The sequence below is a fragment of the Acetobacter musti genome, from assembly GCF_011516835.1.
Taxonomy (GTDB): Bacteria; Pseudomonadota; Alphaproteobacteria; order Acetobacterales; family Acetobacteraceae; genus Acetobacter; species Acetobacter musti.
Map to the genome: position 1 here is coordinate 84,388 of NZ_WOTB01000016.1, position 23,719 is coordinate 108,106.

Annotated in this window: 25 protein-coding genes, 1 tRNA gene and 2 pseudogenes; 12 read left to right on the forward strand and 16 right to left on the reverse strand. The window is 54.4% G+C overall.

What is annotated here, in order from left to right:
• Positions 1-26: 26 nt before the first annotated feature.
• From GOB93_RS12665 to GOB93_RS12675, 3 genes are all read right to left on the reverse strand, one after another.
• On the reverse strand, positions 27-845 hold the full coding sequence (locus tag GOB93_RS12665) for a hypothetical protein (protein ID WP_173583871.1): 819 nt from the start codon (positions 843-845) through the stop codon (positions 27-29).
• Positions 842-1,855 (reverse strand): ferritin-like domain-containing protein, encoded by a 1,014-nt coding sequence (locus GOB93_RS12670; RefSeq protein WP_173583895.1) that lies wholly within the window; start codon positions 1,853-1,855, stop codon positions 842-844. The genes GOB93_RS12665 and GOB93_RS12670 overlap by 4 nt, the downstream gene beginning before the upstream one ends.
• A 103-nt stretch (positions 1,856-1,958) precedes the next feature.
• Positions 1,959-2,648 (reverse strand): ATP-dependent Clp protease proteolytic subunit, encoded by a 690-nt coding sequence (locus GOB93_RS12675; RefSeq protein WP_173583896.1) that lies wholly within the window; start codon positions 2,646-2,648, stop codon positions 1,959-1,961.
• 142 nt (positions 2,649-2,790) lie between these two features.
• Between GOB93_RS12675 and GOB93_RS12680 the strand changes: the two genes are divergently transcribed.
• Positions 2,791-3,912: an OmpA family protein gene (locus tag GOB93_RS12680; RefSeq protein ID WP_173583872.1), complete on the forward strand. Its 1,122-nt coding sequence runs from the start codon at positions 2,791-2,793 to the stop codon at positions 3,910-3,912.
• Between the two features lie 82 nt (positions 3,913-3,994).
• Positions 3,995-4,070: transfer RNA gene (locus GOB93_RS12685), tRNA-Glu, on the forward strand.
• A gap of 58 nt (positions 4,071-4,128) precedes the next feature.
• Here the strand turns inward: GOB93_RS12685 and GOB93_RS22135 are convergent.
• The 5 genes and pseudogenes from GOB93_RS22135 to GOB93_RS12705 form a co-directional block, all read right to left on the reverse strand.
• Positions 4,129-5,160 carry a tyrosine-type recombinase/integrase gene (locus GOB93_RS22135; protein WP_173583873.1) on the reverse strand — a complete coding sequence of 344 codons (1,032 nt, stop codon included), beginning with the start codon at positions 5,158-5,160 and terminating at the stop codon, positions 4,129-4,131.
• A 14-nt stretch (positions 5,161-5,174) separates the two neighbouring features.
• Positions 5,175-5,360 (reverse strand): annotated as a pseudogene (locus GOB93_RS22250) (helix-turn-helix domain-containing protein); the annotation flags it as partial.
• An 80-nt stretch (positions 5,361-5,440) separates the two neighbouring features.
• Positions 5,441-6,040, reverse strand: coding sequence for a helix-turn-helix domain-containing protein (locus GOB93_RS12695; protein ID WP_173583874.1), 600 nt, complete (start codon positions 6,038-6,040; stop codon positions 5,441-5,443).
• 354 nt (positions 6,041-6,394) lie between these two features.
• Positions 6,395-7,069, reverse strand: coding sequence for a hypothetical protein (locus GOB93_RS12700; RefSeq protein WP_242010752.1), 675 nt, complete (start codon positions 7,067-7,069; stop codon positions 6,395-6,397).
• A 123-nt stretch (positions 7,070-7,192) separates the two neighbouring features.
• Entirely contained in the window at positions 7,193-7,390 is a 198-nt protein-coding gene (locus GOB93_RS12705) for a hypothetical protein (RefSeq protein ID WP_173583875.1), read from the reverse strand.
• Positions 7,391-8,044: 654 nt separating this feature from the next.
• On the opposite strand from GOB93_RS12705, the gene GOB93_RS12710 reads away from it, so the two are divergent.
• The 9 genes from GOB93_RS12710 (at position 8,045) to GOB93_RS12750 (ending at position 18,875) form a co-directional block, all read left to right on the forward strand.
• The gene (locus GOB93_RS12710; protein ID WP_173583876.1) at positions 8,045-8,641 is read left to right on the forward strand and encodes a restriction endonuclease subunit S domain-containing protein; all 597 of its coding nucleotides are present in this window, start codon (positions 8,045-8,047) and stop codon (positions 8,639-8,641) included.
• A gap of 35 nt (positions 8,642-8,676) precedes the next feature.
• A complete protein-coding gene (locus tag GOB93_RS12715; protein WP_173583877.1) occupies positions 8,677-10,203 on the forward strand; it encodes a type I restriction-modification system subunit M in 1,527 nt (508 codons plus the stop codon).
• A complete protein-coding gene (locus GOB93_RS12720; protein ID WP_173583878.1) occupies positions 10,193-11,365 on the forward strand; it encodes a restriction endonuclease subunit S in 1,173 nt (390 codons plus the stop codon). The genes GOB93_RS12715 and GOB93_RS12720 overlap by 11 nt, the downstream gene beginning before the upstream one ends.
• A 30-nt stretch (positions 11,366-11,395) precedes the next feature.
• Positions 11,396-14,692 carry a type I restriction endonuclease subunit R gene (locus GOB93_RS12725; RefSeq protein ID WP_173583879.1) on the forward strand — a complete coding sequence of 1,099 codons (3,297 nt, stop codon included), beginning with the start codon at positions 11,396-11,398 and terminating at the stop codon, positions 14,690-14,692.
• A 2-nt stretch (positions 14,693-14,694) separates the two neighbouring features.
• On the forward strand, positions 14,695-15,432 hold the full coding sequence (locus GOB93_RS12730) for a M48 family metallopeptidase (RefSeq protein WP_173583880.1): 738 nt from the start codon (positions 14,695-14,697) through the stop codon (positions 15,430-15,432).
• Between the two features lie 335 nt (positions 15,433-15,767).
• Positions 15,768-15,962 carry a hypothetical protein gene (locus tag GOB93_RS12735; protein ID WP_173583881.1) on the forward strand — a complete coding sequence of 65 codons (195 nt, stop codon included), beginning with the start codon at positions 15,768-15,770 and terminating at the stop codon, positions 15,960-15,962.
• Between the two features lie 51 nt (positions 15,963-16,013).
• Positions 16,014-16,529, forward strand: coding sequence for a DUF6932 family protein (locus GOB93_RS12740; RefSeq protein WP_198912699.1), 516 nt, complete (start codon positions 16,014-16,016; stop codon positions 16,527-16,529).
• Positions 16,526-17,803, forward strand: coding sequence for an XRE family transcriptional regulator (locus GOB93_RS12745; RefSeq protein WP_173583882.1), 1,278 nt, complete (start codon positions 16,526-16,528; stop codon positions 17,801-17,803). Before GOB93_RS12740 ends, GOB93_RS12745 begins: the two co-directional genes overlap by 4 nt.
• Positions 17,790-18,875, forward strand: coding sequence for a beta family protein (locus GOB93_RS12750; RefSeq protein WP_173583883.1), 1,086 nt, complete (start codon positions 17,790-17,792; stop codon positions 18,873-18,875). Before GOB93_RS12745 ends, GOB93_RS12750 begins: the two co-directional genes overlap by 14 nt.
• Here GOB93_RS12750 and GOB93_RS12755 read toward each other — a convergent pair.
• The 8 genes and pseudogenes from GOB93_RS12755 to GOB93_RS12790 form a co-directional block, all read right to left on the reverse strand.
• A complete protein-coding gene (locus GOB93_RS12755; protein ID WP_173583884.1) occupies positions 18,841-19,425 on the reverse strand; it encodes a sce7726 family protein in 585 nt (194 codons plus the stop codon). The two genes, GOB93_RS12750 and GOB93_RS12755, sit on opposite strands and share 35 nt — an antisense overlap.
• A 150-nt stretch (positions 19,426-19,575) precedes the next feature.
• Positions 19,576-19,635 (reverse strand): annotated as a pseudogene (locus tag GOB93_RS22255) (hypothetical protein); the annotation flags it as partial.
• 87 nt (positions 19,636-19,722) lie between these two features.
• A complete protein-coding gene (locus tag GOB93_RS12765) occupies positions 19,723-20,028 on the reverse strand; it encodes a CcdB family protein (protein ID WP_173583885.1) in 306 nt (101 codons plus the stop codon).
• Positions 20,029-20,274: a type II toxin-antitoxin system CcdA family antitoxin gene (locus GOB93_RS12770; protein ID WP_194300056.1), complete on the reverse strand. Its 246-nt coding sequence runs from the start codon at positions 20,272-20,274 to the stop codon at positions 20,029-20,031.
• 150 nt (positions 20,275-20,424) lie between these two features.
• Positions 20,425-20,829, reverse strand: a complete 405-nt coding sequence (vapC, locus tag GOB93_RS12775) for a type II toxin-antitoxin system tRNA(fMet)-specific endonuclease VapC (RefSeq protein ID WP_173583886.1) — start codon at positions 20,827-20,829, stop codon at positions 20,425-20,427.
• Complete coding sequence (gene vapB, locus GOB93_RS12780; protein WP_456304266.1) at positions 20,829-21,065, reverse strand: type II toxin-antitoxin system VapB family antitoxin; 237 nt, start codon at positions 21,063-21,065, stop codon at positions 20,829-20,831. The genes vapC and vapB overlap by 1 nt, the downstream gene beginning before the upstream one ends.
• Before the next feature lie 92 nt (positions 21,066-21,157).
• Positions 21,158-22,591 (reverse strand): DUF6880 family protein, encoded by a 1,434-nt coding sequence (locus tag GOB93_RS12785; protein WP_173583887.1) that lies wholly within the window; start codon positions 22,589-22,591, stop codon positions 21,158-21,160.
• 148 nt (positions 22,592-22,739) lie between these two features.
• On the reverse strand, positions 22,740-23,261 hold the full coding sequence (locus GOB93_RS12790; protein ID WP_242010753.1) for a hypothetical protein: 522 nt from the start codon (positions 23,259-23,261) through the stop codon (positions 22,740-22,742).
• Positions 23,262-23,347: 86 nt separating this feature from the next.
• On the opposite strand from GOB93_RS12790, the gene GOB93_RS12795 reads away from it, so the two are divergent.
• A complete protein-coding gene (locus GOB93_RS12795; protein ID WP_173583888.1) occupies positions 23,348-23,656 on the forward strand; it encodes a hypothetical protein in 309 nt (102 codons plus the stop codon).
• The last annotated feature ends 63 nt before the right edge of the window (positions 23,657-23,719 follow it).

Consider the following 23,719-nt stretch of genomic DNA (forward strand, 5'->3'; position numbering starts at 1 on the left):
GGACCGTGTTACGCGCGGGCCCGGGACTACAGACGAAGGCCTCTGAGGGCGAGGCCGGCGACGGCGGGCAGTAACCGGGGCTGCATCAGATCCGGATCGAATTCGGCCATGCGGCGGGCGTTTTCCCGGTAGCAGTCCTCGACGAATTTCGGGAACGCAAAGCCGTCGAGAAACACGCTGGCCTGCGTCACGGCAAAGTCCCGCCCGTGTTCATCACGCCCGCGTCTGACCATGCCGAGAAGCCGGCCGGCCGCGCGCCCGTAAAAACGGGCCGATTTCAGGCTGCGCCGGAGATTTCCAAGCCCGCGCCGATGCTCCCGCCAGGCCATGTAATTGATAAAAAACACGATATGTCGTGTCTCTTCGAACATGAGCAGATCGAAAATTTCAAACAGGGATTCGGGAAGAAACTGCGATTGCCGGGCCGATTTGAAAGCGCCGAAGCCGAGAAAGGCGTCGAGACATTCTCCGAAGCCGAAATCGATAAAGGCGGTTTCGAGATCAGAGGGGAATTTTTCGATGGGCTGCTCGACGGCATCGATGCCGTACCGGTCAATCATCACCCTGATGAGCCGGGCATGGCGCGATTCCTCGACACCCTGCAGTTCGACCGCCTGACGCACGAGCGGATCGGCGAGCGTGGGAGCGAACGCATCGACGATCGCGCCGGCCCGCCGTTCCGTGTGCCAGACTTCCTGCCAGAAGGGGATACTGCGCAGTCGTGCGAGATCCCCTTCTCCGAGTTCCGGCCAGGGAAGCGTCTCCGGCTCGAAATGCTCATGTGTCGCGATGAACTGTTCACAGAACAGACGCTTATGCGCGTCCGATCCCGCTTTTATCCTCATGCGGCGGCGGGTGATGCTTCAGGCCGGATGTGGGGCTTCTTTCCGAACAGACCGAGCACCCACAGCGCCGTGCGGGCGAGACCCGGTGCCAGTCTGGGGCGGAGCAGTCTCGGATCGTAGCCGGAGAAGCGTCTGTCGTTCTCCGTCAGACAGATTTCGAGAAAATCAGCCAGCGTAATGTCCTGGCTGGACATTTCCTTCGTGCCCGTGACGGTGAAATTATTGTCCTGCGTATGCTCGTTGCCTTCGTCGTCCACGGTCTTCGCCAGACCGATCCGCTCATAGACGAGGAACATCAGAACAGCGATAACCTTGAGTTCGAACCATGGACGCTTCCACAGAGGCATCACGGCGCGATACCAGGCCAGCCAGTTGGCGAAAAGAAGGATGTGGCGACATTCTTCCTGCATGACAGGCTCGAACGTCTCGATCAGCTCCGCTGGGAAGAAGTGAGACGTCTGCGCGACCTTGAACAGGCCGAACGCGAAGAAACTGTCGACGCATTCGGAGAAGCCGGTCACCAGGTAAGCCCACTCGACATCGCGTGGCTCGATGTAAGGCGGTTCGGGAGCCATTTTGATCCCGTAGGCCTCGACCAGCTTGCTCAGAACTTCCTTGTGGCGGTTTTCCTCCCAGGCGTTCCGTGAGATGGCGTCCTTCATGTCGGGATCTGTGACCAGATTCGCATAGGCGGCCATGCGGAGGCGCGCCTTGCCCTCGGTCTGAACCGCAATGTCCCAGATCGGAAGCGACGTGACACGTTTCAGGGTCACGGGATCGAGCTTCGGCCAGTTGATGACCGAAGGGCGATACGGGTTGAAGGTCTCGCGAAACATGTCCGCAACGGCGCGCTTATGCTCCGGAGAGCCGGGTTTCAGCGGTCCGGGGATTGGAGAACTCCAGTGCCGGGATCTGTAATCCGCCTCTTCGACCGCAGCCTCGCTGGGCGGCGGGGGCAGATCATCGATACTGTCGGGAAGCCGTGTATAAATATCGGCGAGAGCATTCATTTGCGGTGCGCTCACGTTTTCAGGGCGACAGATCCGATGCCGGAGCGGCGGATCTGTACGCATGTTGGATCAGCCCCGCGCCGAAGCACGGGGTATCCAGCGGTTAATGGATGTCGGACGGAGCGGAAATGATCCTGGTCACGAGACCGTAGGAAATCGCCTCCTCGGCGGACAGCCAGTAATTGCGATCCGTGTCCCGGCAGATCTTCTCGTAAGGCTGTCCGGTCTCGCGCGCGAAGAGTTTGTTCAGCCGCTCGCGCATCTTGACGATCTCGCGCGCCTCGATGTCGATATCGGTCGCCGGCCCCCTGACGCCGCCCATCGGCTGATGCAGCAGGAAGCGGGTGTTCGGAAGACAGAATCGACGGTCCTTATGACCAGCCGAGAAGATCAGCGCGCCCGCCGAGGCCACCCATCCGGTTCCGATCATGTTCACGGGCGCCACGGAATCCACGAAGCGGATCATGTCGTGGATGGTGTCGCCGCTTTCCACATGGCCGCCCGGTGAATTGACGTAGACATCGATGGGCTTGTCGGACGAACCGGCGAGGGCAAGCAGACGCCCGGTGACATCGCGCGCGATCTTGTCGTTGATGCCGCCGAAGATCAGGACTTTACGCTGATCGAACAGCCGCGTCTCAAGCTCGCTGATCGGGGACGAGAGAGTCTTGTTATCGTCCGGCTCCTTCGGCTCCGGTCCCTGGGGCTCGGGGATATCGGGGCCATCGGGGTCCTCATCGTCGAATCTGACCCGATCTTTCATAACGTCATCCTGCATGCGGTTGGCTTCCATCCGGGTGCCGTTCCCGGTTCGGTGATACAGCTTCATCATGCTATCCTGCTCTGCTACGCAGCTCATGCCAAGAGGGGTGGCTGCTTCAGAGTCGCAGCCCCGGCTTCTTATATGGAGCCCGTGACCGTTTAAGACAGAGCGAATGACAGCACCGAGGCCTTCTTCCGTTTCACACCGACCCTTCCTGCGCGGCCTGCTCAGTGTGCTGTTACCAGCCTCGCTGGTGATGCTTGGCGGATGCCATCATCGCGATGTCGTCGATACCACCCTCGACTGGTATCATCAGTATCAGGGCGGCCTGATCGCCCAGCAGCGCCCCCCCGCACCGGGTCTCAACGCGCCTTTCCCCAAAGTCGGCCTGACTCCGACCAAAGCGCCACCGCTTCCTTCCCCCGCGCTCAGGCAGACGATCACCACCAATCTTATCACGGCGCGCAACCTCAGTCTCCGGACCGAGGCGCAGAACGGCACACTCACGCCCGTCATCCCGCCGCCGCCCGGCCAGGCGGGAATGGGTCAGACGGGGACGGCTCAGACAGGGCAGGGGGCGACGGGTCAGGCGACGGCGGCCAAAGCGGCTCCGGGCGCAAAGCCGGGCGCGCCGGGAACCCAGGCCGCCAGCGGAACAGCTCAGCCGGGTCCGGGCGCGCCGGCGCAATCCGCAATCCCCGCCGGCGCCATGGGGGCCGTGCTCGACGCGGCGGATTCACAGCCTTCCGCCCCGCCGGCGGCCGCACCCGCAGCTCCGGCGCCAGCGGCGAAGTCTCCGGCGGCAACGCCTGCCGGGACTGACGAAGCGGAAGTCGCCATGCCGGTATTCGTGGGTGACAAAGGTGCTCCCGCCGCTTCTGCGCCGCAGGTTTTGCCGGAAATTCCCGCCGGGCCACCGCCTGCGCCCTCTTTTCCGGGCTTCAGCGTGCCGTCCGATGCCGGCCTGCCGGACCGGGTGCGGCCTGATTACGATCTTTCCCAACAGAGCGGTGTCGTCATCCACTTCCTGCCCGGCTCCGATCAGCTGAGTCCCGGACAGGACAACGCTCTGAGCAAACTCGCGACCTCAAGGGGCACCGCGACGCTCTTCCTCCATTGCAGCGGCGAGGCCGTGTCCATGAGCGCCGCGGATCAGGCCCAGGCGGTTGAGCTGGGGCTTCTGCGGGCCAGGACGCTTTCCGAGGCGCTGAAGAAGCTTGGCGTTCCTGACGCCGCCATGCGGGTCAGCAGCGCCGCTTTCGGTGTCAGTGCCCGTGTCAGCAAAAACGGGTGAGCGTTCCGGCTGTCTTTTTTCCACTTTCTCTCCAGGAGCGCTTGACGCGTTTATGAACCCCGTCTATTCAGCACCCCGCCTCGTCCCGTTCGTCTAGAGGCCTAGGACATCGCCCTTTCACGGCGGCAACACGGGTTCGAATCCCGTACGGGACGCCATTGATTTTGCTGGATAATTTTACTTATCCACAGATGGCTTACTGGTCCACATGGACCACTACAGTTCAAAGGCATCTGCTATCTCCCGCAAATATGCCGGATCAAACTTCCGATAAACTCGGCGAAGAGTCGTCGGGTCAGTGGCCAACCAGTCTGCGGCCTGATCGATTGGGACTCGATCCATGGCAAACCACGATGCGACGCTGTGCTTTATGTGATGTGGCGTTGGCTTCCATGTTAACCCTGCACGCTCGCATGCCTTAGCAAATGACCAGCGCAGACCGGTGGGAACTGGTTTGCCATGCCATTGCACAACATACGGCCCGTTCGCCGTACTCTGCGCCTTTTCCAGTTCCTCTCTTAATATTCGAGTCATTGGCACCACCGCACGGCGCTTGTTCGTGATGGGACGATCCGGCTCCTGGAAATCAATTAATCCGGTTTTCCAGTGCACACGATCCCAGGTCAGGGCAAGGATTGACCCCTTACGTGCCCCTGTGAAAAGCGCGATTGCCATGAAAGTACGAACATGCTGCGTTTTACACACATCCAGCAGACGCCGTGCATCTTCTTTGCTCAGGAACCGGTCGCGCGGCGCAGAATCCCGGGGCGGCTCAATTTCAGGAGGCCTGAGCAAAAAGCCATCTTTCCACGCCCGCCTCATGGTCGCGCGTAAAACATTGAACTCGCGCCTCAGTGTCCCCGGCGAAACTGGAACATTCTCGGTTTCTGATCGTCCGCTTTTTTTAAAGCGGTTTGCTGCATAAATGTCCCAAGCCCTTTGATCGACCTGATCGACACGCAGATAACCCATTGCCTGACTCAACGGTACAATGGCTTCTTGCAGGCGCTTCAGATCCGAGATCTTTCCGCTACGCGAGGCCACATACCGCTCAAAAGCCGTCGACAGCGACATTTTGAGCGGTTTCTTTTCAAGCGCATTTTCAAAATCAACTAAGGCTTGTCGAGCATTTTTCTCATCATCCGTTCCCGTCGAAAGTCTTCGGCGTTTACCGTCTTCTCGCCAGACGATGGCCCATTTTCCACGCCTTTTCTCAAGATGCGGTTTGTCGTTGCGAATGCGGGGCACCTCATAGCCTCCAGATAGGCCATCAGGTCATCGTAGGCGATACGAATACACCCCCGGATCCTATAGACAGCCAGTTGATTATTGCGAATGGCACGCCGGACCGTTTCCACGTCACAGCAGACAATGCTTGCCGCTTCCTGAACCGTCATCAGCCGCCTCACGGTAACGGACTCAGCCAGGGAAGAGATTGATGCAAACATGCCGCCCTCCAGTAAACTACTGAAGGATTATATATGGCTTATTTTGTCAGTTTTCAAGCATTATTTCGCTTAAAATAAACCTAAGCGAGGTTAGCAATAAACTCGCTGACCGCCTTCTCCCGCCGAGATCTGCTCTGCTGAAGTTTCTGAATGATATCCCGGCGTTGTGACGGAGTTATATCATCCCCTTTTTCCAACTGCTCCAGAAGGTCTTTTTCTTCATCATTCCAAGCGCTTAATAAACCTTGCAGCTTCCCTGCCTCGACAAGAAAGGAAGAAGAGCGTTCAGATGATGGTGCCGAAGTGCTTGTCTGTTTTTTGTTGGGTCCCATCACGACCGTTCTGGTCTTGCCGTCAGCCATTTTCAGCCGCACAAAATTCGTGTCCCCGTGCGACCATGTCGCGTCAATCTGTGAAACTGCCGGCCCAAGCGTCTCTGGCTCCACACCAAGTCGCTCGGCGATCTGCTGACGCCGTGCCAATGAGGGCTGCTTCTTGCCAAGTTCCCATTCGCTGACTGCGGTCACACTGACGCCAAGCGACGCCGCAAGCTCAGGCTGACGCAGGCCTGCATTTATTCTGGCCTTCCTGATAGCAGCGCCGATAACGGCCCGCACGGCGGCTTTCTGCTCACCTTCCTCCCTCGCCGCAGATTGGGTCGCTCTTGGTGTTTTGCGCATTCGGGATAATCCGTTTCATCTGGACAGGAAGCATCATACTAACAAGATCAACAACGCTTTCAATACACAAACAACCATAAAACGCGATAATTACGCTATTAGTAATCTTGCTAATGGACTCTTTGATGGCTGATCGCTCACGAAATACACACATGGCCACTGGAATGACTATAATCTGATAGTATTCCAGTAACTCTGGCTCCGACAAAAACACTGAAAAAGAACTTTTCACGATATCAAAGTGAAGGACCTTCTCCGGCCGTTGGACGATTGCCGGTATGAACGACAGGTGCATTTCGGAAAAAGCTACCCGCATGATCCGCCATCCACCTCGTTACAAATGCCTCTTCTTTTCTAAAGACCTGTATTGGGGCCATAGGGGAGTTGCACGGCTTCCTCCCTGACACGCTGGATCAACGCAGTACACAAGCCCCTCAATTCTTCCGGGTGAGCAAAATCATCAAGAAAAATCAAGGTGGGCTGGATGCCCTGACTTTCATAGAATTTTTCGCGCAGTTCCGTTCTGATCAGACCACGTCTTTCAATGGCGTTCCTTACAACACGGTCTCTGGCACAACAGCCCACCACTTCGATGAAATGGGCGGCATCACGACACCGCAGCGTAATATCGGCACGAAAATCATCCGATCTGTCGTCGATGGGCTGATGGAGGTCAATTGCAACGCCAGGAAACCGGCCAGCAGTTAGAAACTGATAAATAATCCGCTCTGGTAGCGATGCCAGAAGAGTTTTGTCAGCGGCGACCTTTCCTGCCACCGGCAGGTCTGGCCAGCGTTGCCGGGCCATGGCGTCCATCCGCGCCCAGGCATACGTGCCGCTTTCCCCGAGGAAGACGAGGTGCTGGGCCCGCACACCCCGATAGCGACACATCTGGTGGTTGGGGGGTGCCCCCAGTTCCACGGCGAAATCGTAATAGGTTTGAAGATCGGCATGATCCGGGAAAAAGTCGTTCTTTCCACGCATTTCACATGCGCGAGTAGAATACTGCGAAGACGATATCGATGACATGAGAGGTTCCTGATGTCGCGTCATGACGCGGGGCACTGTCCCACATCATGTCGGAGGATAAAAACGGCATTCAGTGCCGTTAATTACGAATGAAGAAGGAGACGTAGCTGTCGGGCGATGCGCTTAACCGACCGCAGGATCCTGATCCACTTTCAGGGCTTGCCCAAGTTTGCGGTCAACCTCGCGGCTGAGGATGACGAGCCCTTCAATCAGCGCGAGATCCGGGCTGCCACTACTCAGCAGTTCCGACAGCAAAAAGCTCTCGATGCGATGGAGGGCGAGCGCATCGAAGACGTCACAGGGCATATGAGATTTACACATGGGTTTGGGGTCTTTCCGATTGAGGGATAAGGATGAGACGCCACGACCCACGCCAAGACAGAAACGAAGCCGGAGCAACCGACCTCCCCTGGGGCAATAAGGGTCATGCGCCTCACAACGCCCACCCCGAAAAATGACACCTTCACACCCGTCATCAGGGCGCACCGCAGGTGCAAGAGCAGTGGAAACAGCGAAAAAGAGCGGCTTTGATTTTTGCGTCGCAAAAATGCCGCGATAGAAAAGAAAAAAACGTAGCGATTTCATATGCTTGCACAGCATGCATATGAAATTGCGGTAGCGTGCCCTCACACACCCAAAAACCGGGACACGCCAAGAAAAAGGAAAATGGCTGTTTTCTGCCGTTTTTCAGGAATTGTGACACCAACGACGCTTTGCGTGACACCTGTCATGACACCGCAGATGACAGGCCCTGACGGGGGCACTGGCTCCATGACGTCATTTAAGGTGGCGTCATGACGCCGTCATTCCGGCCTCTCAGAGAGCACCAAAGGTGCGATAGAAATGACACCCAAGTGACACCGTCATGACGCGTCATTACCCCATAAAGACAAAATTTTCGGGAGCGTTTCTCTGCACGAAAGCTAATGGCAAAAACCTGCTGACGGCACTCTCCTGATTGCCTATTAAAATTACATGAAATCAAATGGCGCACAGAAAACGGATCTGGTGGCAGTCGCCAGCATCTCGGCGGGGCACCCATTCAGAGGACGGATTGACCCCGTTGCTGGGGTTGAAACGGCTGTCGTGCAGATGCGGGATACTTCCTCTTCAGGCGTGAACTGGACGTCCTGCGTGCGCACCGAGGTAGCCGGACGGCGTGAGCCAGATTGGCTGCGACCGGGCGATATTCTCTTTCCAGCCCGTGGCAATGTATCACTAGCCGTTCTGATCGATGAGAGTATTGGCAGCCTTCAGGCTGTTGCGGCACCGCACTTCTTTCTGCTGCGCGTGTCGCGTCCAGACGTGCTGCCCGCTTATCTGGCCTGGTGGCTCAATCAGGAACCCGCACAGCGGCATCTGGAGCAGAACGCCCAGAGTTCCACCCTTGTGCGCAACATCGCCCGGCCAGTGCTGGAGGCCACGCCCGTTGTGCTGCCTCCCCTGCCCCGACAGGAACAGATTGTGGGACTGGCCAACGCCATGCAGCGCGAGGATGCGCTTCTGCACCGCCTGCACCAGACCAACCAGCAGATCATGACCGGGCTTGCCAGAGACCTTCTGGCGGACTGATATTTCTCGCATATATTGAAACAGGATTTGACTTCGTGACCGAACAGATTTCTCAAGACACCATCAACAAGGCGCTCTGGAACGCCTGCGATACCTTTCGTGGCACCGTCAGCCCTGACACGTATCGGGATTACGTGCTGACCATGCTGTTCCTGAAATACATCTCCGATGTGTGGCAGGACCATTATGACAGCTACAAGAAAGAGTATGGTGACAATCCTGATCTGATCGAAGCCATGATGGCACAGGAACGCTTTGTTCTGCCCAAAGGCGCGGACTTCTATACGCTCTATCAAGAGCGCAATGCCCCCGGCAATGGCGAGCGGATCGACAAGGCCCTGCACGCCATTGAAGAAGCCAACGGCACCAAACTGAAGGATGCGGGCAAGAGCGTCTTTCAGGACATCAGCTTCAATTCTGACAAGCTGGGCGATGAGAAGCAGAAGAACACCATTCTGCGGCATCTTCTGGAAGATTTTCACAAGCCGGACCTGAACCTGCGCCCCTCGCGCGTTGGCAATCTGGACGTGATCGGCAATGGCTACGAGTTCCTGATCAAGAATTTTGCCGCCAGCGGCGGGCAGAAAGCGGGCGAGTTCTATACGCCGCCGGAAGTCAGTGAACTGCTGGCCCGTATCCTGAGCCCCCAGCCGGGTGAGAGCATTTGTGACCCGGCCTGTGGTTCGGCCTCCCTGCTCATGAAGTGCGGCAAGCAGGTGACGCAGAACCACAACGGCAGCAAGGACTACGCCCTGTATGGGCAGGAGGCCATTGGCTCCACATGGTCTTTTGCCAAGATGAACATGTTTCTGCATGGCGAGGACAACCATCGCATTGAATGGGGCGACACCATCCGCAACCCCAAGCTGCTGGATGACAAAAACCACCTGATGCGCTTTGACGTGGTGACGGCCAACCCGCCCTTCAGCCTTGATAAATGGGGCCATGAGGACGCGGCGGAAGACGTGCATCACCGCTTTGCCCGTGGCGTGCCGCCCAAGACCAAGGGCGATTATGCCTTTATCCTGCACATGATCAGCACCCTGAAAGATCGCACGGGCCGCATGGGCGTGGTCGTGCCGCATGGCGTGCTGTTCCGGGGCAGTTCGGAAGGCAGGATCCGCCAGAAGCTGATTGAGGAAAATCTGCTGGATGCGGTGATCGGCCTGCCGGAAAAGCTATTCTTCGGCACAGGCATTCCGGCGGCCATCCTGATCTTCCGCAAGGACCGCAGGACGAAGGACGTGCTGTTCATTGATGCGAGCCGCGAGTTCAGGGCGGGCAAGAACCAGAATGTGCTGACTGAAGAGAACATCTCAAAAATCGTGGACACCTACCGCGCCCGCAAGGACGTGGACAAATACGCCCATCTCGCCACACCGGACGAGATCAAAGAGAACGACTACAACCTGAACATTCCGCGTTATGTCGATACATTTGAAGAAGAAGAGGAGATCGACCTGAACGCCGTGCGCAAGGAACGAGCGGAAATCAAGGCGGAACTGGCAAAGCTGGAAGCCCAGATGGACGTTTATCTGAAGGAGCTGGGTTATGCTTCCTGATGGGTGGAAAATTAGTAAATTGGGTGAAATAGCCAGAATAACAACTGGCAGCACTCCTACCACAACAAATGAAAGCTTTTATAACGGAGATATTTTATTTATCACCCCTGCGGATTTGGGTGACAATAAATATGTTACCCAAACAGAGAGAACTCTTAGCTTACTTGGCGCAGAATGTACACGCTTAATACCAAAATATTCGGTTTTATTTTCCTGCATAGGGACCATTGGGAAAACAGGAATCAACACAAAGGACGCCGCCACCAATCAGCAGATAAACTCTATATTCCCAAATACACATAATAATTCTGATTTTATCTACTACAGTTTGATTTTAAATAAGCCATCAATAAACACCTTGGCTGGCAAACAGGCTGTCCCAATTATAAACAAAAAAACATTTTCGAATGTTTCCATTCTACTCCCCCCTCTCCCCGAACAGAAGAAGATCGCGGCGATCCTCTCGACGTGGGATCGTGCGATTGAGGGGACTGAGAAGCTTCTGGCCAACAGCCAGCAGCAGAAAAAAGCCCTCATGCAGCAACTCCTCACAGGCAAAAAACGCCTGCCGGGGTTCACGGGGGAGTGGAAGAATTACAAATTATATGAAGTAGGAAATATAACAACAGGAAACACACCTTCTACAAAAGATGAAAGCCTGTACGGAGAAAAATTTCTATTTATTACGCCTGTTGATTTGGGCAACTGCAAGTATGTAAAGAAATCAGAACGGATGTTGAGTGAAAAAGGTGCATCGATCTCTCGTATGATCCCTGCAGGATCAATATTTTTCTCATGTATCGGAACCATTGGAAAAATGGGAATTGCAACACGGGATTGCATTACAAATCAACAAATTAACGCTATAGAGGTTAAAGAAAATTATAATAATGAGTTCATTTATTATCAGATTTTTTCTAACAAAGAACAAATGGATAAGCTCACGGCCAAGCAGGCTGTTCCAATTATAAACAAAAAAACGTTTTCAAACTTTATAATTTCATCTCCATCTCTCCCTGAACAGAAAGCCATCGCTGCTGTCCTGACCACCGCAGATGAAGAAATCACATCCATTGAATCCGACCTCTCCCACCTGCGTCAGGAAAAGAAAGCCCTGATGCAGCAGCTTCTCACGGGCAAGCGCCGCGTGACGGTCGATTAAGTCATTTCAGTTCTCAGGATATTTGACACCATGGCTCCCGCCCCGAAATTTCAGGAAGAATACAGCGCCAAACTGCCCGCACTGGCCCTGCTCAGCACCCTCGGCTGGCGGTTTCTGCCCCCATCCGAGGCGCTGGCGTTGCGGGGCGGCAAACAGGACGCCGTGGTGCTGGACTCTCTCCTGCGGGCGGAACTGAAAAAACGCCGCTTCACATTTGAAGGCCAGGACCACGCCCTGTCCGATCAGGGCATTGATGCGCTGGTCTCCCACGTCACGCATCCAGACTTTGTTTCCGGCCTGCGCGATGCCAATGACAAGATGACCACGCATCTGCTGTTCGGCATTGCCATTACCGAGTTCATCAACGGGCGCAAAGCCAACCCGACCATCGCGCTGATCGACTGGCAGAACCCACAGAACAACAGCTTTACCTTCACCGAAGAATACAGCGTTCTGCGTACGGATCTGACGCAGACCCGCAGGCCGGACATCGTCTGCTTCGTCAACGGTATTCCATTGGCCGTGATCGAGGCCAAGCGCCCCGACGGCCAGCCGGGCAAAGGCCCGACCGTGGAGGCCGGGATTTCCCAGAGTATTCGCAACCAGAACAAGGACGAAATTCCGCAGCTTTTTGCCTACAGCCAGCTTCTGCTGTCCATCACCGGGCATGACGGGCGCTATGGCACCTGCGGCACACCCAAAAAATTCTGGGCAAGCTGGAAGGAAGAGGACATTCCTGAAAGCCGGATGGAGACGCTCAAGAACACGCCGCTTTCGGGTGCGCAAAAAGACGCGCTGTTTGCCGATCGAAAGCCCCCGGCCCGGATATGGTTCGAGGACTGGGCCTCCCGCCCGCTGCATGTCACGGATCAGGACCGGCTGCTGATCGGCCTGCTCTCGCCCGAGCGCCTGCTGGAGATGGCGCGGTTCTTCACGCTGGTCGACCGTAAAGCGGGCAAGATCGTCGCGCGCTATCAGCAGGTTTTCGGCATCAAGCGCCTGCTGGAACGCATCAAGTCCCGCCGCAGCGATGGCGGGCGTGAGGGCGGCGTGGTCTGGCACACCACAGGGTCGGGCAAGTCCTTCACCATGGTGTTCCTCAGCCGTGCCCTTATTCTGGATGATGATCTCAAGCAATGTCGCATCATTGTCGTGACAGACCGCAAGGATCTGGAACGCCAGTTGAGCACCACCTTCTCCACGGGGGGCGAACTGGCGGACAAGAAGGACAAGGAAGAGGCGCTCGCGACCTCAGGCCGCCGTCTGGCGCAGCAAATCGGGCATGGGCAGGAACGGATCATCTTCTCGCTCATCAACAAGTTCCACACCGCCACCGCTCTGCCCGAATGCCATAATGACAGCGCGGACATCATCGTGCTGGTGGATGAAGGCCATCGCAGTCAGGGCGGTGAGAACCATGCCCGCATGAAGCACGCCCTGCCCAACGCCGCCTTCATCGCCTTTACCGGCACACCGCTGCTCAAAGGGAGTGAGACCACCAACCGTTTTGGCAGGATCATCCACTCCTACACCATGCAGCAGGCTGTCTCGGATGGAACCGTGACACCCCTGCTCTATGAAGAACGCAAGCCCGATCTGAACGTGAATGATGAGGCCATTGATGCCTGGTTCGAACGCATCACACAGGGGCTGACCGAGGAGCAGGTCACGGACCTCAAGAAGCGTTTTGCCCGCGCCAATCAGGTTTACAAGGCGGATGACCGCATCCGGCTGATCGCCATGGATCTGGCAACGCATTTCGACAGCAACATCGACAGCGGCCTCAAGGGCATGCTGGCCTGTGACAGCAAGCTCTCCGCCATCCGCTACAAGCAGTATCTGGACGAGGTCGGGCTGTTCGAAAGCGCCATCGTCATGAGCCCGCCCGATACGCGCGAGGGCCATACGGAAGTGGATGAGCGCAAGCAGCCCGAAATTCAGGACTGGTGGAAGAACAATGTCGGCAGCCAGAGCGAGGATGACTACACACGCGGGGTTATCGAGCGCTTCGAGAAGGACCCGGACCTCAGGTTGATCATCGTGGTCGACAAGCTGCTGACCGGCTTTGATGAACCAAAGAATGCGGTGCTGTATATCGACAAGCCGCTGAAACAGCACAATCTGCTTCAGGCCATTGCCCGCGTGAACCGGCTGCATGACCAGAAGAAGCACGGACTGCTGATCGACTATCGCGGCATTCTGGCAGAACTGGACACCACCCTGGCCCGCTATGACGAACTGGCGGCCGAGAATGTCGGCGGGTATGACCCGAAGAACATTGCCGGGCTGTATAGCCAGATGAGCACGGAATACCGCGAACTCCCCGCCCTGCACAAAGCGCTCTGGGCCATTTTTGAGGGCGTGAAGAACAGGAGTGACCTCCAGCAGCTTCGTGCCGTGCTCATGCCGCGCATGGTGGAAGAGCACGGCCAGATGGTGGACGTGAACCTCAAGCGCCGGGATGACTTCTATGAGGCGCTGACAAAGTTTGCCGCCTGCCTGAAGGTGGCGCTGCAATCCGTGGCGTTCTTTGAAGACACCAGCTTTACGGAAAAGGACCGCGCAACCTACAAGGAAACCCTGAAGCAGATGAGCAGTCTGCGCCAGATAGTCATGCAGGATACCGGTGAAACCGTGGACTTCGACCAGTATGCCGAGCAGGTCAAAAAGCTGCTGGACCGGCATGTGGCGGGGGTGAAAGTCCATGAGCCCAATGGACTGTATGCGGTCGGCAAGATGGGCCAGAAGCCGGAAGACAACGAACCAGAAAACTGGAGTGAGGAGAAAACCCGCAACGAGACGGATCTGATCCGCACCCGTGTGACAAAGATGATCGACCACGAGATGCAGGATGACCCTTACGCGAAGGAAGCCTTCTCGGCCCTGCTGCGCAAGGTCATCGCGGAAGCGGAAAGCCTGTTCGACCATCCGCTCAAGCAGTTCATGCTGTTTCAGGAGTTTGAGGAACAGGTAGCCAACCGCAAGCTGGAGAACATTCCGACTGTTTTTGACGGGCACCGGCATGCACAGGCCTATTATGGCGTGTTCCTCAAAACACTCGCGGCCATCTTCAACCATAAGCAGACCGATGCGGAGAACCAGCGCTGGATTGATCTGGCGTTCCAGATTGACACAATCGTGGACAAGGCGGTGAGGGAGAACTCCCTCAGCCGCCCGGATATGGAAAAGGCGGTTAGGAAGGAACTGCTGCCCCTTCTGTTCAGCACGGGCCAGAAAGCGGGCTTTGGCGTGGACAAGGCGCAGGAGATCATTGAGCAGGTCATCCAGATCATGCGGGCCGGACCTGCTGATACCCTACGCGGCTGAGCATGGAAGAAACTCCCACTCGCGTCCTGACCTATGGGGGAGAACAGATCCGGGTGGAACTGCTGCCCCGTGCTCGCCCCGGTACGACATTGCGCATCAAGGTGCATCCTGACCTGACTGTGCAGGTTGTCATCCCTGACGGTACATCCGATGCGGATCTGGACAAGGCGCTATACCAGAAAACTCGCTGGATCTGGCAGAAACTGCGCGACTTCCGGGCGGTGCAGGAGCATGCCTCGCCGCGTGCTTATGTCAGTGGGGAAAGCCACTTCTATCTGGGGCGACGACATCTCCTGAAGGTTCAGCATCAGCCTGATGCGCCAGAGACGGTGCGGATGCTGCGTGGGCGGCTGGAAGTTTCCGTGCAGGAGCGCAACACTCTGCGGATACAGAAGCTGCTGGAACTCTGGTATTTTGCGCGGGCGCAGGAAGTCTTCCGCCATCGCCTGTCTGCCCTCCTCCCCACAACATTGTGGGTCAGAACATCTCCCGCTCTGAAGCTTCAGGTCATGCAGACGCAGTGGGGCAACTGCTCACCTGGAGGCACCATCACGCTGAACCCACATCTGGTCAAAGCTCCGCGTGACTGCGTCGATTATGTCATCCTGCATGAACTGTGCCATCTGAAGGAGCACAATCATGGCCCGGCATTCTGGGGACTTCTGGCGCGTATCATGCCGGACTGGGAACGCCATAAGGCACGGCTGGACGGGATGGCGGAAATGATGCTGCAAAAATAGTGCGCTTTGACTGCAATGGGGGGAAGGCTGAATGTCGGCTGTTGGGGCGGAATCACCAGAAAGCTGATATTTGCATGCAGGACGCTTTAAGTGGCTACCAATCCTTAGCTATCGGTCTGATCAGGTGCTGATTGTGTTGAAAAAGTCAGTTTATGGTATCCGACCTTGATTCCGTATGCAATTCGGAATGAAAATTACACATAATTACAACACTCTATCCGTTTCTGTTTCGAACTTAAATTTCAGACAGAGGGTCGGTCGAGACTTTTTCAACACTATCGTGCTGCATCCAGTCAGTGGCCAGCCTAGCACTACTTTGGCAGAATCGAGTTAAGATGAGCACGGAATACCGCGAACTTCCTGCCCTACACAAAGCCCTGTGGGCCATCTTTGCTGACGTGAAGAACAGGAGTGACATCCAGCAGTTTAGCGCCGTGCTCGTGCCTCGCATGGTGGAAGATCACGGTCAGATGGTGGACGTGAACCTCAAGCGCCGGGATGACTTCTATCTGGAAGATATGCCCATCTGAAACGTGAGAACGCTAAACACTTCACTGATCAGCAAGCTCACATGAAATGGCTTGCAGGTCACATCATACAACATTATTGTTGTAAACATGATTCCTGACCTTATCCCTGCGGCTGGCTCGCCCTGGTCCTTGCTACCGCCCGGCATCCATCCAGCAAGCCTTGATGAGGTGAGCGCCAGATTCGCAACAAACCATTGGCGCCGCAGCCTGTTTGATGGCCTGGTTGACGCATCAAACCTATTGCGTAACGCGGGGTGCCCGACGATCTACTTGGACGGCAGTTATATATCGGGGAAACCAAAGCCAGGTGACTTCGATGCATGCTGGGATCCAACAGGTGTCGACCCGACGAAGCTCGATCCGGTGTTCTTGGACTTTACCAATGGACGCGCTTCACAGAAAGCCGCGTTCAAAGGGGAGTTTTTCCCTTCATCCATGACATGTGCCGATGTCGGACGCACATTCGTCGAATTTTTCCAACAAGATCGCTTCACGGGGAACCAGAAAGGAATCATCTCTATCTTACTTCAGACTGATCCACTTTTGACTGGAAAGGTGCAGCCATGATCTACAGCGACAAGCAATGTGGAATATCGAGAGCCCAGCTTTCAAATCTACAGGCTGCACTACGCACCGCAACTGAACACGTGTCCGACCAGTCGTGGCTTAAGCAAGCAGAAATAAACGCACTCAAAAGCCAGATATCGGATATCGAGGCCGAGATTACAGAATATGAACTACTACGGTCTGGTCAAGTTTCCTTCGCGAAAGCTTACGCTCTTGATGAACTCCCGCGCATACTAGTTCAAGCACGGATTGCGGCAGGCATGAGCCAAACCGAACTTGCTGAGAAACTACATCTAAAGCCGCAGCAAATTCAGCGCTACGAGGCCAGTTTCTATATGGGAGCTAGTCTCTCACGCTTAATCGAAATTGCGCATGCTCTCGGTGTAAAAGCCTCGGGGAGCTTTGAGGGACCGAGACAAACTGACAGTGCTATCTATGCGTGGGGCACCGCGGACGATATCGTTTGGGGCCAACTCCCCTATAAGGAAATGATCAAACGCAAATGGTTTGATGTTCCACGCGGCACCAATCCAATAGAAAAAGTCAAAGAGTATTTTTTACATGCTGCTGGGCCGCAATTCGCGTCAGCGCTACATCGCAAGAAAATGCATAGCGGCAATGCCCCTAATGAGTACGCCTTACTCGCATGGCAAGCACGCGTAATAGATCGAGCACGACAGAAAATAGCACTTGGCAAAATAGGAAAGTTTGAACTTGATGACACGTGGCTTGGACAGATTACACAACTTACTAAAAAGAAAAATGGACCACTTCTTGCGCGAGATTTATTAGCCACGCATGGAATTACTCTCATTATTGAACCACATTTGCCTGGTTCTTATCTTGATGGCGCAGCAATGGTCATTGATGGAGATCGACCAGTTATCGGCCTTACATTACGTTATGATAGGCTCGACAACTTCTGGTTCGTGCTAATGCATGAACTCGGTCATATTTTTCTTCATCTTTTTGATGGATTACGCTTTGACTTCTTCGACGACGAGAACGCGAGAGATAGTGATACAATTGAAATCGATGCCGACAAGTTTGCTCTGGATGTGTTGATACCAGAAAATCTATGGGATCAATGCCTCTCTCGTTTTGCCTTGTCAGAAGAGTCCGTTAGAATTGATGCTGAAACCGTAGGCATTCATTCCAGCATAATTGCTGGCCGCATCCGTAAAGAACAAAATAACTATACCATTCTAAACAATCTGGTTGGCCAAGGGCAAGTACGATCATTGCTTGAAGAGGTGTCCCATGATCTTGACTAAAGGAATGTACGTACCGGCACTTCGTTGGAGATTAGGAGAATACCAAGCTCTCAATCGACTAACAAACGTAGCTAAAGATCTGATTTTCCCTTATATTACTATACCGGAGGTCGAATTCGACTTTGAACTATGGAAACCAAAAAAAAGCATTCAAGAGCACGTCGAACCATTTCCGGATCGCTTTAAAACCAAATGGGGACACAGACCTGCATGGATTACAGTTCATCCTGAAATATTAGAAAAGCCGATGGACAGTGGTCAGGATATTTTCACGTATATTTTTGAAAATCTTCGAGCATACGAAACAAATGCTGTACCAGCATTACCATTAGATGCACCACTCGCCATTATTCCTGTCGTAAGGGACATTATTGCTATCGATCAATTGGGAGTTGCAATAAAGGTACGCATGGAAGATTTGATGAAGCCCGATGCTCGTTTGCGCGTCGAAACTCTGTGTTCAAAGCTGGGGATTAGCCTTGAAGAAACGGATCTCGTAATTGACCTTGGATCGCCAAACTTCGAACCTTATCGTGCATTCGCGGGAGCGATGACCGTGGCACTGCAACGTTTTGGCGATTTAGAAATATTCCGAAATTTCACAATAATAAGCACAGCGATCCCAGAAACATTTAAGGATGTTGCCCGCGGCGCAGATCAACTTGTGCGACACGATTGGCTATTTTACCAGACGTTGATTACAACCTTACCCACTCACATGCGGCGACCTAATTATGGAGATTATGCAATAGTTAACCCAAATTTTGCGCCGGTAGACATGCGCAAGATTAAAGCGTCTGGAAAACTCGTATACACGACACCTAAAACCTGGGAAATCCGAAAAGGGGGCGCCTTCCGCGATCACCCTGAACAAATGCATGATCATTGTGCATCAATTGTAGCGTCAGGTGACTTTTCAGGTTCGGCGTTTTCGAGTGGCGACGATTACATTTATAAATGTGCTTTACGCACAAAAGGACATAGCAATCAGACTAGATGGAAAGAAGTTGCTATCAGCCATCATATTATGCAGGTTCTCAGCGATCTCGCCACGTTCGGCGCTGGACCATAAAAGATCGAATAGAGGCCGTAAGCTCTTTAGGAGTCATTACTCTGCATAATATTTCATAAAGTTGCTTTCTCGGCTGCCTAAGATCCTTAGCTGAGTATCCAGCTTGTTTTAAGAGATCGACGACTTCGTCACGCCAGAGCAAATGTGCCATCATAAACGGATCAACCAAAGGGTTTATGGTAGCAGTCCGTACAACACTAAAATTAATACCACCTCTTATACCTCGCTCAGCTAAAATTAAACCGCACCACTCAGGAACAACTGAAACAATATCTTCCAAATGCTTTTTTGATGCGACAAAAGTAATCTTCTGAAGCGATTTTGTATATGTTGATATTTGTATATCAAGCCTATCCAAATTATCTTTTTCGCTCTTTATTTCATAACCATGAATATGCCCATTAATAACTGCAATATCAATACGACTCTTTGCATGAACCAGGCCGAGCTCATCAATGATAAGGGTATTCGAACGTGAGTTAGCACGACGCAAATATTTTGCGTGCAAGGCCTTCCGTATCTCTAAATCCGATGTTTCGATCTTCTTCATCACAATCACATATGAGCTGACGTGCCCCCTTTTTTGTATCCACTCAAAAGGAGAGTTCCCGTTTTTTATGGCTTGGGGTTGGTGGGATGACAAGGGTCTCGGGGGCATGCCCCGAGACCCTTGTCTGGCGATCTGATCCGGTGTCCTGCCATCCAGTTGGGAATGGGAACGCACCGTATTGTAGTCTTCCCGCCAGTCAGTCAGAACCTGTCGGGCATGGCTGGCGCATCATGTCAATCGGACTGCGCGATTGGGCTCATAGGTTCTAGCAATCAACGGTTGCTATAAGGCCGTCTCTCAGAAACCAGTTAAAAGCAGATCAATAGCCTGAGTGATTTCATCCTGATAAAGAGATAATGAAGTCACGACTTTTTTCAGATCACGGTCAGGCACAGCAGCCATAAACTGTGTCATCATAACGAACGACTGGTCATCGACTACGAAAATCGGATTCAGTCTCTTTGCCGGCTTGGGTGCCACTTTCTGTGATAAAAGCGGCACCACGATGCGGGTGCCCAACTCGTCCAGCAGGTCTGCCTGCACATCCACAACGAAACGCGCCTCCCCTCGTCCGGCCAAACAATACACATCAAAACGGGCCATTCAGAAGTTCCGATAATCCGCCAGAGGAAGACCATTCTTTTCGACATATTGTCGGGATGCTTCAAGAGAGGAGCGATTTTCTGCAAGCCATTGTTGAGCACGGACCGAGGCGATCGCTGACTTCAACCCCTGTTCGCAGGCGTGCGATATATTGAGATCAAGCGATTTGGCTTCTTCGAGTAACTGAGCAGGTAACGTCACATTCGTGGGACGACGTGACGGGGTGGTAGAATGCACGCGAACCATAGCTTTGATCCTATTTACATGAGAACTGAAACATAGCACATATTTATGCGCATTTCTATGCTTATATTATCATCTCGCTATATGCTTGCTTTCAGAAAACTCCAGCAATTCCTGCTACGTCTGACATAAGGCAGAAGCTCCTCTTACCCCCTAACCGGCCGTCCAATCCTCAGATCGCACCCCATCTACCCTCGTAAATTCTCGTAAGTTTCCAGTCACAACGACAAGCCCCCTGCTTCGAGCGTGCCCGGCAATCATCAAATCGTATGGGCCGATGACACAGCCACGCTTTTCCAGCTCTGCCCTGATTTCCGCTGTATGGGCTGCGGCGTCATCATCAAACGGCAAAACAGACAGACGTGCCGCAAAATGCTCAACCTCACGTCGAATCTTTGCGGGATCGTGAGATTTTTCGGCTCCATAGAGAAGTTCGTAAAGCACGACATCCGAGATGCAGAGCGCCTCGGCATTATCATTGAAACGCTCACGCAAGCCTTGCGGACGATCGCGCAGGACACGGATGCAAAAGTTTGTATCCAGAAGATAACGAAGCATCAGAAGCTTTCGCGTTCCTGCATCCTCGGCTGATCGCGCTCAGGCAGTGGAGTGCCCGGAGCGGCAAAGAAATCGTCCCAAGCGGCATTCGCAGGCGCGATTATGCGACGCGCCCCGTCCGGAATGATCACGACGTCTTTGAGGCTCGCGTCAAACGCGACCGCCTTGGGAAGGCGCACGGCCTGGGAACGATTGGACAGGAAGAGCGTCGTGCGGGTGAGCATTATAGCCTCCACAAAGGATATGCCGATAGTATATCCAAACTCTTGCCGGGTAGCAATAAAATTCCTTCGCCATACTGACCTACCCGTTTCCCCCAAGCCCGCTCTCACGGCGCGGCGATCAATGACCAGAATCCCAGTTTGCGCTTATGTGAAGCCTTCAACCGGGTCATGAACGTTTCATGGGATTCCATGCCTTCAGCCATGGTCAACATGGGTGCAAGTCGCTGACAGGACGCAAGATCCTTTGCGGCATAGGCGTAGTAACGGGAAAGCGCCCTGTCCAGCACGGCCTCGACCAGCAGACGGTAGAGCAGCGTCGCTTCGTTGGGATAAGCTTCAGATAGACGTTCCGCTGCCGGACGCAGCGTCCCGTAGTCCCGTCCGTCCAGTTCCGCTGTATGATGCCGCACGAGACGGGCAGCTTCGTCGAGAGCGGGCCATTCCAGAAGAGTAGACAGGACCACGCTTCTATTCGGGAAATTCCGGATGTGATCGAGTGCCTGCTCTTCGGCGTCGATCGCATCATAATCACTGAGATGACGCTGATAGGCTTTCCAGTGCGGCAGGCTCAGGCGTTCCCGAAAAACGTTCCATCGCAGAGCCTGAGCTTTGTCTCGGTCTCCAACGGCCTCGTATGCTTCAATCCGCAGATCGTCGTTTTCCTTGTAAAAGCGAGAGTTCTCTTCAGTTTCCCGATCGAGCCAGTCAAGTGCCTCCCGGGCGCGCCCCTTGTCCAGCAAGCGGCGTGCGACGTCGCCGGTATAGGCATACTGGCGGTCACTCAGGCTGACAGCTTCACTATACGCATCAACGTCACCCATGGCATCCGCAAGATCCCGCAGGTGCCTGATCACCTGCATACGCGCGATGTCGGTATGATAATCGCTATTCCCCTTTGACGCAGGAAGGTCGCGCAGTCGTGCCAGAAGCATAGTTCTGAGCATGGCTGCGCCCGTTTCGCCTAATGCCGTGCCGCACGCGGCGAGCAGACGATCACAGGTGCCATACCCGTCATCATCGAGAAGCGTAAGAAGGTCTGTGACAACGATGGCGGGATCCCGGTTGGCCTGTCGTCCCCAGAGAACGCCAAGATCAGAAGCGGCCTCCCGGAAGACGTCCGACAGGTATCCGGAACTGTCGTCCGAGCGCTCGTAGACGGATGGGGCAATCTCCACAAGCAGCCTCATGGCTGAAATGGCCTGCCCGACATCGGCAGAGGCAACGTCACCCAGGATGGATTGCCGCAAGGTATCAAGTTCAGCAGCCAGAGGACGGATCCGGTCCCAGGGCAGAAACCCACGGGAACGCTGGATCGTGCGCAGTCTCTTTTCGATCTCCTTGCCGAGTTTATCCTTCGCGTGAACCGCTGTCAGCGCCATGCGAAGCCTGCGGGTCAGTGCGGTGTCCTGCCCTGCCAGTTCGATGAGCAGGTCCGCAAGTCGGTCCGCACCAAGCGCCTTCAGATTATCCTTCGTGACAGTCGTGCCGACTTTCGCTGAGGCACGGGACTTGGGCTTTTCAGAGGGATTTCGAGTCATGGAAGCAGGTTATGGCTCTACCCCCGAAAGCACAATCGCCCAGCGCTGGTCCTGGGGACGCGCTTGTCCCTGCTATTTTTGTCTACAACCTCATCAGACACGCCTCTCCGGAAAGGACGGGCGTATCCGATGTCGATTATTCCTCTTTTTATTGTGTTCCTTTGGCCCAGAAGCGCTCCGTGGCGGTCCTTCGTGATTCCCATCCTGCATTTTTCAGGATTTCTGCAAGATCTTTTTCTGAGGGAGGATCATTCACATTCTTTGCGATTTCTGCCAGTGTCGTTTTCGTTTTCCCGGACAGAAAGATCTCAACACTGAGAGCCTTCTGCGAAGGGAGGGAAAGCGGTGGCGCGTTGTCTTCCTCGATCTGGAAGCACCCTTCCTTCTCGATGAACTCTGCGACCCGATGCAAGCCAAGAAATTTTACGCCCGCCAGACGATCGTCGGCATAATAGGTGCTCCCAGCAGCATCGGCGAACATGTCCCATAGACGTTCTATGACCAGTGGAGGCAGGTATTGAGCCATCGTGTGCCGGTTGATCGGTTGCCATCTGGGCACTTCATGGTCTTCCCCTACGATGACTTCGATCGCATCCGTGCCGGCGTTAAAACGGATGCGGCCTTTCATTCTGCCCCGAATCTCTTCGCGCATTTCGCGGTCTTCATACATGATCCTGTTTCCTTCAAATTTGCGGGCTATTTTGTGCGCAGCAGATGACGGCGGGCCTGTCGCCCAAGGCATGAAGCGGATGCTAAGTGCAGGAAAACCGTTGTGGTCCAATGGGACCTTTAAACAGTTGCGCGGAGCTGTTTTCTGCCGTTTTGGTGTTGCCCGAAGTTGTGCATAATTGCGCTCATCTGCCTGAAATTGCCTATTTGTCCCTGCCCTTTCACGGCGGCAACACGGGTTCGAATCCCGTACGGGACGCCAATTTTATTTGGCAATGTTATCAGTGGCTTGCGGGCAGAGTGCCCGATCCCATCCAAAAATTAAGTAGCGATTTTGGACCAATTCTGGGTTCTTCCGCACTTTTCGTGATGATGTTTTTTGATTATGCGGGCTGAAGGACACGCGCCCTGAGGAGTTCGAAGCCTGCTCTTCCGAACATGGTTCGCTTGATCATTTTC

Bases quoted from the DNA above. Each gene is read 5' to 3' on its own strand.
- GOB93_RS12700 (WP_242010752.1), bottom strand. From the start codon at position 7,069: ATGTCATCGATATCGTCTTCGCAGTATTCTACTCGCGCATGTGAAATG.
- GOB93_RS12755 (WP_173583884.1), bottom strand. From the start codon at position 19,425: ATGAAGAAGATCGAAACATCGGATTTAGAGATACGGAAGGCCTTGCAC.
- vapC (WP_173583886.1), bottom strand. From the start codon at position 20,829: ATGCTTCGTTATCTTCTGGATACAAACTTTTGCATCCGTGTCCTGCGC.
- GOB93_RS12705 (WP_173583875.1), bottom strand. From the start codon at position 7,390: ATGTGTAAATCTCATATGCCCTGTGACGTCTTCGATGCGCTCGCCCTC.
- GOB93_RS12670 (WP_173583895.1), bottom strand. From the start codon at position 1,855: ATGAATGCTCTCGCCGATATTTATACACGGCTTCCCGACAGTATCGAT.
- GOB93_RS12765 (WP_173583885.1), bottom strand. From the start codon at position 20,028: ATGGCCCGTTTTGATGTGTATTGTTTGGCCGGACGAGGGGAGGCGCGT.
- GOB93_RS12770 (WP_194300056.1), bottom strand. From the start codon at position 20,274: ATGGTTCGCGTGCATTCTACCACCCCGTCACGTCGTCCCACGAATGTG.
- GOB93_RS12750 (WP_173583883.1), top strand. From the start codon at position 17,790: ATGATCTTGACTAAAGGAATGTACGTACCGGCACTTCGTTGGAGATTA.
- GOB93_RS12735 (WP_173583881.1), top strand. From the start codon at position 15,768: ATGAGCACGGAATACCGCGAACTTCCTGCCCTACACAAAGCCCTGTGG.
- GOB93_RS12710 (WP_173583876.1), top strand. From the start codon at position 8,045: ATGAAATCAAATGGCGCACAGAAAACGGATCTGGTGGCAGTCGCCAGC.
- GOB93_RS12790 (WP_242010753.1), bottom strand. From the start codon at position 23,261: ATGTATGAAGACCGCGAAATGCGCGAAGAGATTCGGGGCAGAATGAAA.
- GOB93_RS12680 (WP_173583872.1), top strand. From the start codon at position 2,791: ATGACAGCACCGAGGCCTTCTTCCGTTTCACACCGACCCTTCCTGCGC.
- GOB93_RS12745 (WP_173583882.1), top strand. From the start codon at position 16,526: ATGATCTACAGCGACAAGCAATGTGGAATATCGAGAGCCCAGCTTTCA.
- GOB93_RS12675 (WP_173583896.1), bottom strand. From the start codon at position 2,648: ATGGAAGCCAACCGCATGCAGGATGACGTTATGAAAGATCGGGTCAGA.
- GOB93_RS12785 (WP_173583887.1), bottom strand. From the start codon at position 22,591: ATGACTCGAAATCCCTCTGAAAAGCCCAAGTCCCGTGCCTCAGCGAAA.
- GOB93_RS12725 (WP_173583879.1), top strand. From the start codon at position 11,396: ATGGCTCCCGCCCCGAAATTTCAGGAAGAATACAGCGCCAAACTGCCC.
- GOB93_RS12720 (WP_173583878.1), top strand. From the start codon at position 10,193: ATGCTTCCTGATGGGTGGAAAATTAGTAAATTGGGTGAAATAGCCAGA.
- GOB93_RS12730 (WP_173583880.1), top strand. From the start codon at position 14,695: ATGGAAGAAACTCCCACTCGCGTCCTGACCTATGGGGGAGAACAGATC.
- GOB93_RS12665 (WP_173583871.1), bottom strand. From the start codon at position 845: ATGAGGATAAAAGCGGGATCGGACGCGCATAAGCGTCTGTTCTGTGAA.
- GOB93_RS12695 (WP_173583874.1), bottom strand. From the start codon at position 6,040: ATGCGCAAAACACCAAGAGCGACCCAATCTGCGGCGAGGGAGGAAGGT.